Below are 13441 nucleotides of genomic sequence, written 5' to 3'. Positions count from 1 at the left end.
ACGATCAGAGAAATATAGCAGAAATCACGCCGCAGCCTGCGGCCGCTAGGCCGGCGCCCCGCCCGTGGCAACTGGCGGGGCCGGCGCATATCGGGCAAACACTTCCTTGGCCGCGAACAGGCCGTTGAGGGCCGCAGGGAAACCTGCATAGACCGACATCTGCATCAGGATCTCGACGATTTCCTCGCGCTGCAGGCCCACATTCAGGCCCGCTTCGATATGCACTTTCAGCTGCGGCGCCGCATTGCCCATGGCCGTCAGCGCGGCGATAGTGGCAATTTCGCGTGCACGCAGGTCTAGCCCGGAACGCGAATAAATGTCGCCGAACGGATATTCGAACAGGTAGTTGGCGAAATCGGGCGCGATATCGGCTAGGGCATCGATCACGTTCTGGCCGGCGGCGCCGTCGATTTCAGCGAGTTTTTGCTGACCTCTTAGCCAGCGGTCGTTGCTGGCGGGTGGGCAGGGAGTGGTCATACTGGGGCATCCTTTGCAGAGTATGGGTGTAGCCAAGAATTTTCCGGTCCAGCATCTGCAGGCAATCCTGCAGTTGTGCCAGCCGGGCCTGTACCTGCAGGCGGTGCTCGCTCAACAATTGCAAACGCTGGGCCTCCGTCTGCGGCCCCGCCTCACGCAAGGCCGCATACTCCAGCATGGTCTGCAAGGGCATGCCGGAGGCTTTCAGCCGGCCGATAAACGCCAGCCACACCAGCACGCTATCGTCATAGCGGCGCTGGCCGCCCGCGTCGCGCTGCGCATAGGACAGCAAACCTATCTTCTCGTAATAACGCAGCGTGTGGGCCGTGAGACCACTACGCTGCGCCAGTTCGCCTATCTTCATTCCACCTCCATGCAGGGACCACGCAATACTGCGACTTAGAGTGCACTCTAAGTCAAGCGGGATTTTTCATCAGCAGGAAAATCGCCGCCTCCGGTGGACTGCCTTAATTTTTGGCATAATGTGGGAAAAACACAGGTTTTCCATGAATACAGTTTCCCCACGTGCCCCTGCCCCCAGTTTCGACACCCGCCATTTCCGTCAGGCGCTGGGTCAGTTCGCCACCGGCGTGACCGTGATTACCACGCGTCTGGCCGATGGTACTTTCCGCGGGCTCACGGCCAGTTCCTTCAATTCCGTCTCGCTGGAACCGCCGCTGGTGCTGTGGAGTCTGGCCAATAAAGCCAACAGCATGCCCATCTTTACGGGCAATTCGCACTATGTGATCAACGTGCTGGCGGCCGATCAGGCTCATCTGGCCACCCGTTTTGCCACCCGCGGCATCGATCCGTGGGAAGGCGTGGAGTACGAACTGTCGCGCACGGGACACCCCATCCTCAAAGGCGCTTCGGCCTGGTTCGAGTGCCATAACCGCAGCCGCTATCCGGAAGGCGACCATGTGATTTTCGTGGGTGAAGTGGAACTGTGCGAATTCTCGCCCTGCCCGCCCCTGATCTTCCACGGTGGCCAGTTCGGCAATCTGGGCTAAAAACGGAAATTGGTGTCGCCATTTGGAAAGCCGCCGCGTCATGGGCGGCATAGAATGCTTGCAGCATTCACCATAATGAGAGACCACACATGAGCCAAGCCCGTGCCCAGTTCCACTGGGATGATCCCCTGCTGCTGGACCAGCAACTGACCGAAGAAGAACGCATGGTGCGCGATGCCGCTGCGGCCTACTGTCAGGACAAGCTGGCCCCGCGCATCCTCGAAGCATTCCGCCACGAACAGATGGACACCTCCATCTTCCGCGAAATGGGTGAACTGGGCCTGCTGGGCCCGACCATTCCGGAACAGTACGGCGGTCCCGGCCTCAACTACGTGGCCTACGGTCTGATCGCGCGCGAAGTCGAGCGCGTCGATTCCGGTTACCGTTCGATGATGAGCGTGCAGTCGTCGCTGGTGATGGTGCCGATCTACGAGTTCGGTACGGAAGCCCAGAAACAGAAATACCTGCCCAAGCTGGCCACCGGTGAGTGGATAGGCTGCTTCGGCCTGACCGAGCCTAACCACGGTTCCGATCCCGGTTCGATGGTCACGCGTGCACGCAAAGTGCCCGGTGGTTATGCGCTGACGGGCGCCAAGATGTGGATCACTAACTCGCCAGTGGCCGACGTGTTCGTGGTCTGGGCCAAGGACGATGAAGGCGCGATCCGCGGCTTCGTGCTGGAAAAAGGCATGGACGGCCTGAGCGCTCCTGCCATCCACGGCAAGTTCGGCCTGCGCGCTTCCATCACGGGCGAAATCGTGATGGACAATGTGTTCGTACCAGAAGAAAACGCCTTCCCTGATGTGCGTGGTCTGAAAGGCCCGTTCACCTGCCTGAATTCGGCACGCTACGGCATCGCCTGGGGCGCACTGGGTGCGGCGGAAAGCTGCTGGCACACGGCCCGTCAATACGTGCTGGACCGTCACCAGTTCGGCCGCCCACTGGCCGCTAACCAGCTGATCCAGAAGAAACTGGCCGATATGCAGACGGAAATCACGCTGGGCCTGCAAGGCTGCTTGCAACTGGGCCGCATGAAAGATGCGGGCACGGCAGCCGTGGAAATCACTTCTATGATGAAGCGTAACTCCTGCGGCAAGTCGCTGGACGTGGCACGCATGGCGCGCGATATGCTGGGCGGCAACGGCATTTCCGACGAGTTCGGCATCATCCGTCACATGGTGAATCTGGAAGTGGTGAATACCTACGAAGGTACGCACGACATTCATGCGCTGATACTGGGCCGTGCCCAGACCGGCATTCAAGCCTTCCAGTAATACGGGCTGAAAAGGAAAAAGCGGCGCTGAATTCAGCGCCGCTTTTTTTTTATGCCTGCTTGAGATCTGTCAAACGTTCATGCCGGATGACCGAATGACAGATCTGACCCCGATTTAGAAGCCTTTGAAGTTGTAGCCTACGCTGACGCTGACTGCCAGCGGGTCGAGGCGGACATCTTGCGTCTGGCCCGTCGAGAAGGTGACTTTGGTCTTCAGCTTGGTCTTGATGACGGTGGCATCGAGGAACCATTTGTCGTTGATGCGCACCGTGCCGCCGATCTGGTAGCTCAGCGCCATCTTGTCGTTCAGCTTGAAGGTGGTGCCGGGACCGCCCGTGTTCAGCAGCGCCGTCATCTGGGCCGAACCAGTTTCCTTCTGGAACATGGCGTAGGTCAGACCGAGACCCACGTAAGGACGGAAGACGGCGTTGGCCGGCAGGAAGCGGTACTGTATGAACGCGGTCGGTGGCAGCACTTGCGAGGTGCCCAGCTTGCCCGTGCCTTCGATCGCACCGGCACCGATCAGGTCGTGCTCGTAAGGCAGACCCAGATCGATTTCAGCCGAAACGTTATCCGTCAGCATGTAGGCAATCGCGAAGCGCGGCTTGCTGTCCGTGCCCACGTCGGCCTTGGTGCCCGGCAGCGCCGGTGCCGAGACATCGCCCGAATCCACTTTCGGGGTGATCTTGTTAATGCCCAGCGTACCCAGCCAGGTACCGGCAGTCTGTTGTGCCGAGGCAGCCGTCGCCAGCGACATCGCGCCAGCCAGCGCCAGCAGTTTCAAGGTGTTCTTCATATCGTCTCCAGAATTTTTTGTGATGTAAGTCGGGCCGCTATCTGTCCCGGATAGCGGCCGGCGACGACTGAATTACAGCCAGCCTTTGACAACCATTTTCTCGGCCGTGTAGCGGGCCAGCAGCAGGTTGTTGAACGGGGTCGGGTGCACGTCATCGGCAAACGAGTAGTGGCTCACATCGCCAGCCTTCAGATTGCCACCGTTGCAGCCCAGCGCGCTACCCAGCGGGTTCTTGGCGGCGCTCAGGTCGCAAGCGGTTTCGTTCACCACGGTCAGGCCGTAAGGGCCGGGATTGGTCGCCTGATCATGGCTGACGGCGTACACGTCAACGATCAGCACTTTCGATTCCGCTGCCAGACCCGTGTTCAGCGCGCCATTGAAAGCCGCCACCATGGCATTGATCAGCGCACGGGTGGAAGCATCTTTGGACAGACCGGCCGGGGTGGTGGCCACGTCAGGCAGGTTGTTCACGGTGACGTAGTTGGCGCCGTTGGCGATCAGCTGGTTTTTCACCAGTGCCACCAGTTCGTTACCCGCTTGCGCCATGGCCGCTACCAGCTCAGGGCTGTGGGCCGCAGCGTAGTCGGCACCGGCTTTCGCACCGGCAGCGGTGGCATCGGCCGTCGCTTTCGTCACCATAGGGCCGTACACGGCAGGCGAAGCCACCGAGGAATTGCCCGGCTGCACAGCAGCAGTACCGATCGCTACCTGGGTGATGGAAGTCTGGGTGCTACCGGCGCGTGCCGCTTCCGTCTGGGCGGCCAGACCGATGGCCGCAGCAGCTGCCTGCGGATTGGTGGCACCGGCAGCCAGCTGGCCCACCAGACTGGTGACGTAAGCCGTGCCGCCAGCCGCCGTACCGGCTGCCGTAGCCGCAGCGCTCAGCGCCGACAGGTTGAACAGCACGTCATTACCACCGGCCATGACGAAGATCATTTCGTCGCCTTTGAATTTGCCGCCGACGATTTTGAGGTGGTTGGCAATCTGGGTGGCGACCGGGATGGTCAGCGCGCCCAGCGCACTACCAGTCAGTTTGTGGCCAGGGCCGACAGGATTGGTCACGCGCGAACCGCCCGTGGCGTAGCCGTAGCAGCCAGCGTGGGCCACTTGCGGTACCGAGAAACCTTTGCTGGCATCACCGTCCAGACCCGTCACCGCCGGGCATGGTGCTGGCAGGCCCAGCTGGGCGGCCATCAGTTCGGTCCAGTTTTTACCCGTCAGAGCAGGATTGGTGGCCGTGTTATCGCCATTGATGGTGAATTTGCCGCCCTTCAGAGCAACGACGGTGCCTACGGCGTAGGAGCCAACGTCGGACAGGCTGTCACCGAACGATACTTGTGCGCTGTACTGCTTCTTCAGAACTTGCGCGCCGGGCGTAGGGTCGGTGCCGCCGCAACCTGCCAGTATGGCCAGGGCTGCTGCCGCCAATGCTAATTTGGTATGACGCATGTTGTCTCCTAGAAAAATTCTTTTATGGTGTGATACGAACGGTTGTGCTATTCGCAACCTGATTAATATGCCAGCCTTAGCGGCCATTGTATAGAGATGCACTGTAAAAACGCGGCGTTTGTACCCAAAAAAGAACGCTTGCTCGCTGCTTTTTTTACAGCGAGCGTATGCTGCTAAGCACCATTCACCGTACTGGTGCAGCGTCGAAGAATTTGCGTGCTTCGCGCAGGCAGAACGGTGCTACCAGCCCGGCGTGATAACTATCCAGCACCACCTGATTGGCCTGTGCATTGGTGCCGCCTTGTTCCGTTACGGACAGCTTCAGCACCTGCTTGGCCAGCGCAAATTCCGTGCGCACGGTGCGGTAGTCTGCCAGCAGCGAGGAGTCATCCAGATCGAGCACACTCAACAGCCCTGTACCCATATTCTGCGCACGGAAATACGCCACCGCTGCGTCCGTATTCGCGAACGGCACCACGGGGTCCTGATTGCCGCCACACAGCAACAGCGGCACGGTGGGCGTGTAGTTGCGCAGATCGTTTTTCAGCAGCCATTTACGCAAGGTATGAGTCGGTGCACAGTTCAGCGGTGCATTATTGCTTGCGTTACACGGCTGGGCTTTGAGGTCGCTCAAATAGCTGTTGCGGTAGGCCGTCTGTAGCAAGTGGTCGGTGCCGAAGAATCGGCTATAGCCAGCCGCCTGCGGCAACGAGGCCAGATCGAACAGCACATCGTTCGGTAACTTACCCGCCGTGACCAGCGCGCCCAGACTCAGGCTGCCCGGCAGCAGCGTATCGATACCGCTGGCATATTTCGCTTCGTAGAGATCCGTCAGGCTGCTGTACAGGCCGGCACCGGCGCGCTGGCCTGCTGTGATCAGCATGGGCATGAAGCCGGTCGAACCGACGCTGGGGGCGCCGTTGAAGATAGTGTCGCCGAACTGCAGCAAGGCATACGGGCCGGACAGCGGAGCCGCCGCCGTGACATTGAATTCACCCGCATAATCGCGCTGCATGGCACGCTGGGTGGCCATGGCCACGAAGCCGCCTTGGGAGTAACCACTCACCATCAAGCGGCTGGACGGGGTGGCGCCGATGCTGGCAAACACGCTGCGGGCGGCACGCAGCGCATCGATCATATCGTTGGCCTGCTGGCTGGCATCGAGGTAGGGATGGTAGTCCAGCGAGGAGCCGGCATAACCGGCGTAATTGGGCGCCACCACGATATAGCCCTGGGCGGCAAACATGGCCGCCACGGTACGGGTTTCCGTGGCACTCAGATCGGCCATGTCATTGTTCTTCAGCACCGAGGTGCCGTGCGCGTACAGCAGCACGGGGCGACCGCCCTGACAGGCCGGATCCGTGCCGGATGGCACCATGATGGCGGTGCTGGCCTGCGTATCGGCTGCCTTGCCATCGAGCGTGTGGTAGCGCAGCGTATAAGTGGTGACGGCGCAGGTCGGCGTGCCCGTGACGGCGGCGCCATAGCTAACGCTGGCTTCCACCAGCGCCTTCATCTGCGCCGGTTGCACGGTGTTGACACTAAAGCCGCCCACGGCCGCCGGTACCAGACTGGCCGCACCGACCGGCTGGCCGCGCAACTGTGTCACGGGTGGCAGCGGCACCACGGGGCCGCCGGTCTGGCTAGCAGGACTACCGCCACCGCACGCGGTCAGCGTGCCTGCAATCGTGGCAGCCAGCGCCAGCACTACGCTGTGGCGGGTGCGCGACGGGGGAGCCGTCAGGGAAAAGAAAGAAGCAGAAGTGCAGCGCGTATCCATAGGCTAATCCTCGCAAGATGCGGGAGCCGCGCCCCCGCCAGAATGTCAGACGGCCGGGCAAACTGGGTGACCGGCAGCAATTGAATCTTAGCAGGAAAGCAAGCCCAGCGGACCATCCGGCCGCCGGACTCGGGCTAGGCAGTTCAGGCCAGCAGGCGCGCGATGACGCCAGCCGAACCGTGCACGGCACGGCGCAGACGGTCGTTCACGCCCAGCCACTGATCATCCTGTGGCGGGGTTTCCACCAGTATCAGATCGCAAGCGGTCTGATCCATGTCGCGCAGCGCGGCATACAGGCCATAGGCATACGCTGCGGCCGTCGCCGGCATGTGACGCTGGGCATGGCCGCAGGCTGGCAGGGTGTGGCTGATGACGGCCACCTGCACGCCGCGCGCCTGCAACTGGGCCAGCGTGGCCGGCAGTGCTGCCGCATCCAGCATGGTGACGGGAGTACGCGGTGCATAGTGCGATTCCAGCGTACCGGAAGCGCGGGGAGCGGCCTGATCGGGCGCAGCGGGCAGCATGCCGATCACGTCGGCAATCTGCTGCGCCGTAATATGGCCGGGACGCAGCAGCACGGGGCCGTGCGTGGCGAGGCGCGACAGATCGACGATGGTCGATTCGATACCGACGGCGCTGGAACCGCCTTCCAGCACCACGCTGAGCAGCGCGCCATCGCAGCTTTCGCCATCGGCGGCACCGCCCATCGGGCCATCGTCATGGGCATCCAGTCCGAACTCGTCGCGCACATGCTGCGCCGTGGTCGGGCTGACGCTGCCGAATTTATTGGCCGATGGTGCCGCCACCCCGCCCTTGCCGCCTTTGAATGCGCTCAGCAGAGCGATGGCGACGGGATGGGACGGGCAGCGTATGCCCACCGTGTCCTGACCGCCAGAGACGGCAGCGGGGATATGCACGGCACGTTTCATGATCAGCGTCAGCGGGCCGGGCCAGAAAGCCTGCACCAGCTGGCGCGCCTGTACGGGAATATCCGTGCACCAGTAATCAAGCTCCGCTTCAGGCGCCACGTGGACGATCACGGGATGATCGTTAGGCCGGCCCTTGGCCTGATAGATGCGCGCTACTGCGGCCGGATTCTCGGCGTCGGCGCCAAGGCCGTACACCGTCTCGGTCGGGAAAGCCACCAGCCCGCCCTGCTCCAGCACGGCGGCTGCGGTAGCAATGGCTGCAGCATCGGCAGCAGCGGCAGTTGATCCTGCTGCCTGTGTCAGACCAGACTTCACGCCGCGATACCTAGAATGGCGCAGGCAGCCTGCAACTGCTGCTGCGCTTGCTCCAGCGTAGGCGCGATAAACGTGAGGTGCCCCATCTTGCGGGCGCGGCGCGGATCGTCCTTGCCGTACAGGTGCAGGCAAGCGCCCGGCAGCGCCAGCACCTGATCCCACGCCGGTTCGCGCGGCGTATTGCTATCACCTTCAAACCACACGTCGCCGAGGATGTTGAGCATCACGGCGGGCGAATGCTGGCGCACATCGCCCAGTGGCAAACCAGCCATGGCACGCACCTGCTGGGCGAACTGGCTGGTGACGCAGGCGTCGATGGTGTAGTGGCCGCTGTTGTGCGGACGGGGCGCCATTTCATTGACCACCAGCGTGCCATCCGTCAGCACGAAGAACTCGATACACAGCACACCCACGTAACCCAGTTCGGCCACAATCGCCTGCGCTGCACGCTGGGCCTTCAGTGCACTTTCGGCCGACACGTTGGGGCCGGGCACGGTGGTGGTGAACAGGATGCCGTCGCGATGCACGTTTTCAGCGATCGGATACACCACCGATTCGCCATCGGCACCACGTGCCGTCAGTACCGACACTTCGTAGGCCAGTGGCAGCATTTTCTCCAGCAGACAGGTCACGCCGTTCATGCTGGCGAAAGCGGCGCGCACGTCGTCGCGCGTGCGTACGCGTACCTGACCTTTGCCGTCGTAACCCATGCGTACCGTTTTCAGGATGCCGGGCAGCAGATCGTCGCTGATGGCGTCGATATCGGCTGCACTAGCGATAGTCTTGTGTGGCGCCGGCAGCACGCCGGATTTCTCGGCGCAGTCAACGAAGAAGCGCTTTTCGGCGATGCGGTCCTGTGCCACCGACACGCCATGCGCATTCGGTGCTACAAACACTTGCTGTGCCAGCCGCGACAGAGAATCGGCCGGCACATTTTCAAACTCGGTCGTGACGGCAGCGCACTGCGCTGCCAGCGCATCCAGACCGGCCACATCGCTGTAGCCAGCCTCGATCAGACGTTGCGCTACCTGCCCCGCCGGACAGGCTGCCGCCGGTTCCAGCACGGCCACCTGATACCCCATGCTCTGGGCGGCCTGAGCGAACATGCGGCCCAGCTGGCCGCCGCCCATCACGCCCAGCCATGCAGGCGGGTTAGCGGCAGGCAGCACCGGCGTACGGGATTGTTGCGGGGAAGACGTCAAATTACTCATACCGTTTATATCGTTACGTTGTGTCGCCCAATTACAGGGGCAGAGTCATGGCCTCGGCAGCTGCCGTCTGGGTGGCGCGGAAGGCCAGCAGTTGCTGCGCCAGTGCTTCATCCGTCGCCGCCAGCAGCGCCACTGCCGTCAGCGCAGCATTGGCCGCACCGGCTTCGCCGATGGCGAAGGTCGATACCGGCACGCCTTTCGGCATCTGCACGATGGACAGCAGCGAATCTTCGCCACGCAGGTATTTGGACGGCACGGGCACGCCCAGTACCGGCACGATGGTCTTGGCCGCTACCATGCCCGGCAGGTGCGCTGCACCGCCGGCACCGGCGATGATGGCGCGCAGGCCGCGGCTACGGGCGTTTTCCGCGTAGGTGAACATCTGGTCCGGCATACGGTGGGCCGAGATCACCTGCGCTTCGAACGGCACGCCGAACTGCTTCAGAATGGCGACCGCGTGCTGCATCACGTCCCAGTCCGAGTTGGAACCCATGATCACGCCGACCAGCGGCGTGCTATTTGCATTCGCGCTCATCTCAGACCTTCAGCTTCTCGCCCGTCAGGCGTTCGATGGCTTCGAAATACTTGGCCTGGGTTTTTTCGATGACTTCCGCTGGCAGCGCTGGTGCCGGAGCGGTTTTGCCCCAGTCGGTCAGGGTTTCCAGATAGTCGCGCACGAACTGCTTGTCGAACGATGGAGGCGACATGTCCGGTGCGTAGGAATCGGCAGGCCAGAAGCGCGACGAATCGGCCGTCAGCACTTCGTCCATCAGGTGCATCACGCCGTTTTCATCGAGACCGAATTCGAACTTGGTGTCGGCGATGATGATGCCGCGGGTGGCGGCGTAGTCGGCAGCCGCCTTGTACAGGGCGATACTCACGTCGCGCATCTTGGCAGCCAGTTCGGCGCCGATGCGGCTTTCCATGTCTGCGAAGCTGATGTTCTCGTCGTGCTCGCCCAGATCGGCTTTGGCCGCAGGGGTGAACAGTGGCTCTGGCAGCTTCTCGGCCTGACGCAGACCAGCTGGCAGCTGGATGCCGCAGATGCTGCCGGTAGCCTGATAGTCTTTCCAGCCGGATCCGATGATGTAGCCACGTACCACAGCTTCCACCATGATCGGTTTCAGACGCTTGGCCACCACAGCGCGGCCTTTGACCTGCGCCACTTCGTCGGCAGCCACCACGGATTCCGGTGCTACGCCGGTCAGGTGGTTAGGCACGATGTGGCCGAGTTTTTCGAACCAGAAATCGCTCATCTGGTTCAGCACCATGCCCTTGCCGGGGATAGGCTCGTTCATGACAACGTCGAAAGCCGACAGGCGGTCAGTGGTAACGATGAGGATTTTGTCATCGCCGACAGCGTAGTTGTCGCGGACTTTGCCGTGGCCGAGCAGTGGCAGGGACTTGATGGAGGTCTGATAGAGGCTGTTCATAGCGGAGGGTGGTTTGACTAGCGGTATAGAAAAGCGAAAACCGGCGGGGTGAAAACGAGGCCGCCGGTCCAGTGTCGGGTTCATTCCTGGCGGAATAAACCCGTTCCAAAACAGAATTTTACTTCACAATCTGGGCCAGCTCGCCGGCCGTGTAGCGTTGTGCCATTTTTTCCAGTGCAACTGGCTTGATTTTGCCGGCCTGACCTTCGCAGCCGAAGGCCTGGAAACGGGCACGTACGATTTGCTCAGCAGCAGCACGGGCTGGCTTGAGGTAGTCGCGCGGGTCGAATTTCGACGGGTTCTGGAACAGGAACTGACGGATTGCCGCAGTCATGGCCAGACGGATGTCGGTATCGATGTTGATCTTGCGGACGCCGTGACGGATGCCTTCCTGAATTTCTTCTACAGGCACGCCATAGGTTTCCTTCATGTCACCGCCGAATTCGCGGATGATGGCCAGCAGTTCCTGCGGCACCGACGAGGAGCCGTGCATCACCAGGTGGGTGTTAGGAATGCGCGCGTGGATTTCCTTGATACGGTCGATGGCCAGAATGTCACCGGTAGGCTTGCGGGTGAACTTGTAGGCGCCGTGCGAGGTACCGATAGCGATGGCCAGCGCGTCGCACTGGGTACGCTGCACGAAGTCGGCAGCTTGTGCCACGTCGGTCAGCAGCTGTTCGCGCGTCATGGTGCCGTCGGCGCCGTGGCCGTCTTCCTTATCGCCCTTCATGGTTTCCAGCGAACCCAGTACACCCAGTTCGGCTTCCACCGTCACGCCGATAGCGTGCGAGAACTTCACGACTTCTTTCGATACTTCCACGTTGTATTCGTAGGAAGCGACCGATTTGCCGTCGGCTTCCAGCGAGCCGTCCATCATCACCGAAGTGAAGCCCGAGCGGATCGCGGCCTGGCACACGGCTGGCGACTGGCCGTGGTCCTGGTGCATAACGACAGGGATGTGCGGATAGGCTTCGACAGCAGCGTCGATCAGGTGGCGCAGGAAAGCTTCGCCAGCATATTTACGGGCGCCAGCGGACGCCTGCATGATCACCGGCGCGTTCAGCGCATCGGCTGCAGCCATGATGGCCTGCACTTGTTCCAGATTGTTGACGTTGAAAGCAGGGATGCCATAGCCGTTTTCAGCAGCATGGTCCAGCAGTTGACGCATGGATACGAGGGACATGGTAATACTCCAAACAATAAAAAAACCTGGTTGCCGGAGCCTACCCGCCCTCGTTCCGCGAGAGCGCTGCTACCGGACTTACTTAGTGAAACTCGCCGACCTTAACGATCTTCATGGCGTTGGTGCCGCCCACTTGCCCCATCGGCTCGCCCCAGGTAACAACAATCATGTCACCTTTCTTGACGATGCCGCGTTCGACCAGCAGGTCTTCCGCTTGCTTCAGCACCACGGCGCTTTCCGCCGTCTGCACCAGATTGTAGGCTTTGACGTTGCGGTACAGCGCAATCTTGCGCAGGGTACCTACACTCGGCGTCAACGCGTAAATCGGCGTATCAATATTGTGACGGCTCATCCACAGTGCCGTCGAACCGGATTCCGTCAGCGCCACAATCGCTTTCACCGCCAGATGGTGCGAGGTGAACAGCGCTGCATAGGCGATCGACTGGTCGATCCGGGTGAAGGTCGCGTTGAGGAAGTCGGCGTCGAGCTTGTTGTACTCGGACTGCTCGGCCTCTACGCAAATCGCGGCCATCATTTCTACAGTTTCAACTGGGTAACGACCGGAGGCGGTTTCCGCCGAGGTCATTACGGCATCCGTGCCATCCAGCACGGCATTGGCCACGTCCGATACTTCGGCACGGGTCGGCACGGCATTGAAGATCATCGACTCCATCATCTGGGTCGCCGTGATCGCCAGCTTGTTCGACTCGCGCGCCATACGGATCATGCGCTTCTGCAATGCCGGTACCGCGGCATTGCCTACTTCTACTGCCAGATCGCCCCGTGCCACCATGATGCCGTCGGAGGCGTCGAGAATTTCCTGCAGCACCGGAATGGCTTCGGCGCGCTCGATCTTGGCGATCATCTGCGGCTTGTGGCCAAACGGTTCGCCGGCGATATTTGCCAGCTGGCGCGCCATTTCCATATCGGTGGCGCTTTTCGGGAACGAGATCGCCAGATAGTCGCACTGGAAACTCATCGCCGTTTTAATGTCTTCCATGTCCTTGGCGGTCAGGGCCGGTGCCGTCAGGCCGCCACCCTGGCGATTGATGCCCTTGTTATTGGACAGCTCGCCGCCGATTTTCACGGTGGTAAAAATTTCATGGGCAACGACTTTGTCGACCGTCAGCACGATCAGACCGTCGTTGAGCAACAACTTGTCGCCCGCACGCAAGTCCTGCGGCAGTGCCTTGTAATCGAGGCCAACGCGCTCCTGATTACCGAGTTCGCCGTTTTCGCCCCACTTCGCGTCGAGGATGAATTTATCGCCGTTCGCGAGGTCAATCTTACCATTTTCAAACTTGCCAACGCGGATTTTCGGTCCCTGCATGTCGGCCATGATGGCCACTTCACGGCCCACTTCGGCCGCCGCTTCGCGTACCAGACGGGCGCGGTCGATGTGATCCTGCGCCTTACCGTGCGAGAAGTTCAGACGAACCACATCCACACCGGCCCGTATCATCTGTACCAGGACGTTGAAATCAGTGGAGGCTGGGCCTATCGTTGCGACAATTTTAGTACTACGGGACATAGTCATCCTTGGGCGTTAGGGCTAGCAAACACTCCCCGAAACAGGGGGAGCGGA

General features: G+C 61.2%; 13 protein-coding genes. 2 read left to right on the top strand and 11 right to left on the bottom strand.

Annotation, left to right across the window (positions count from 1 at the left end):
* Positions 1-45 precede the first annotated feature (45 nt).
* Positions 46-477: a carboxymuconolactone decarboxylase family protein gene (locus tag ABNT42_RS08275; RefSeq protein ID WP_348696203.1), complete on the bottom strand. Its 432-nt coding sequence runs from the start codon at positions 475-477 to the stop codon at positions 46-48.
* Entirely contained in the window at positions 413-841 is a 429-nt protein-coding gene (locus ABNT42_RS08270; RefSeq protein WP_348696202.1) for a MerR family transcriptional regulator, read from the bottom strand. Before ABNT42_RS08270 ends, ABNT42_RS08275 begins: the two co-directional genes overlap by 65 nt.
* Before the next feature lie 142 nt (positions 842-983).
* On the opposite strand from ABNT42_RS08270, the gene ABNT42_RS08265 reads away from it, so the two are divergent.
* Positions 984-1487: a flavin reductase family protein gene (locus ABNT42_RS08265; protein WP_348696201.1), complete on the top strand. Its 504-nt coding sequence runs from the start codon at positions 984-986 to the stop codon at positions 1485-1487.
* Between the two features lie 89 nt (positions 1488-1576).
* Entirely contained in the window at positions 1577-2761 is a 1185-nt protein-coding gene (locus tag ABNT42_RS08260) for an acyl-CoA dehydrogenase (RefSeq protein ID WP_348696200.1), read from the top strand.
* Positions 2762-2875: 114 nt separating this feature from the next.
* On the opposite strand, the gene ABNT42_RS08255 is transcribed toward ABNT42_RS08260, so the two are convergent.
* The 9 genes from ABNT42_RS08255 to pyk form a co-directional block, all read right to left on the bottom strand.
* On the bottom strand, positions 2876-3556 hold the full coding sequence (locus ABNT42_RS08255; protein ID WP_348696199.1) for an OmpW family outer membrane protein: 681 nt from the start codon (positions 3554-3556) through the stop codon (positions 2876-2878).
* Positions 3557-3628: 72 nt separating this feature from the next.
* Positions 3629-5005, bottom strand: a complete 1377-nt coding sequence (locus ABNT42_RS08250; protein ID WP_348696198.1) for an esterase — start codon at positions 5003-5005, stop codon at positions 3629-3631.
* 184 nt (positions 5006-5189) lie between these two features.
* Positions 5190-6785 carry a lipase family protein gene (locus ABNT42_RS08245; protein ID WP_348696197.1) on the bottom strand — a complete coding sequence of 532 codons (1596 nt, stop codon included), beginning with the start codon at positions 6783-6785 and terminating at the stop codon, positions 5190-5192.
* Positions 6786-6928: 143 nt separating this feature from the next.
* A complete protein-coding gene (locus ABNT42_RS08240; protein ID WP_348696196.1) occupies positions 6929-8029 on the bottom strand; it encodes an L-threonylcarbamoyladenylate synthase in 1101 nt (366 codons plus the stop codon).
* Positions 8026-9240, bottom strand: a complete 1215-nt coding sequence (locus ABNT42_RS08235; RefSeq protein ID WP_348696195.1) for a 5-(carboxyamino)imidazole ribonucleotide synthase — start codon at positions 9238-9240, stop codon at positions 8026-8028. The genes ABNT42_RS08240 and ABNT42_RS08235 overlap by 4 nt, the downstream gene beginning before the upstream one ends.
* Positions 9241-9271: 31 nt before the next feature.
* Complete coding sequence (gene purE / locus ABNT42_RS08230; protein WP_348696194.1) at positions 9272-9775, bottom strand: 5-(carboxyamino)imidazole ribonucleotide mutase; 504 nt, start codon at positions 9773-9775, stop codon at positions 9272-9274.
* A gap of 1 nt (position 9776) precedes the next feature.
* Complete coding sequence (locus ABNT42_RS08225; protein ID WP_348696193.1) at positions 9777-10673, bottom strand: phosphoribosylaminoimidazolesuccinocarboxamide synthase; 897 nt, start codon at positions 10671-10673, stop codon at positions 9777-9779.
* A gap of 118 nt (positions 10674-10791) precedes the next feature.
* Positions 10792-11856, bottom strand: a complete 1065-nt coding sequence (gene fba / locus ABNT42_RS08220) for a class II fructose-bisphosphate aldolase (protein WP_161033519.1) — start codon at positions 11854-11856, stop codon at positions 10792-10794.
* Between the two features lie 82 nt (positions 11857-11938).
* Positions 11939-13387, bottom strand: coding sequence for a pyruvate kinase (pyk, locus tag ABNT42_RS08215; RefSeq protein WP_155432757.1), 1449 nt, complete (start codon positions 13385-13387; stop codon positions 11939-11941).
* Between the last annotated feature and the right edge of the window lie 54 nt (positions 13388-13441).

Origin of the sequence: Duganella fentianensis (assembly GCF_964031615.1) — a bacterium.
Taxonomy (GTDB): Bacteria; Pseudomonadota; Gammaproteobacteria; order Burkholderiales; family Burkholderiaceae_D; genus Rugamonas; species Rugamonas fentianensis_A.
This window is presented reverse-complemented; position numbering and strand designations above follow the sequence as displayed.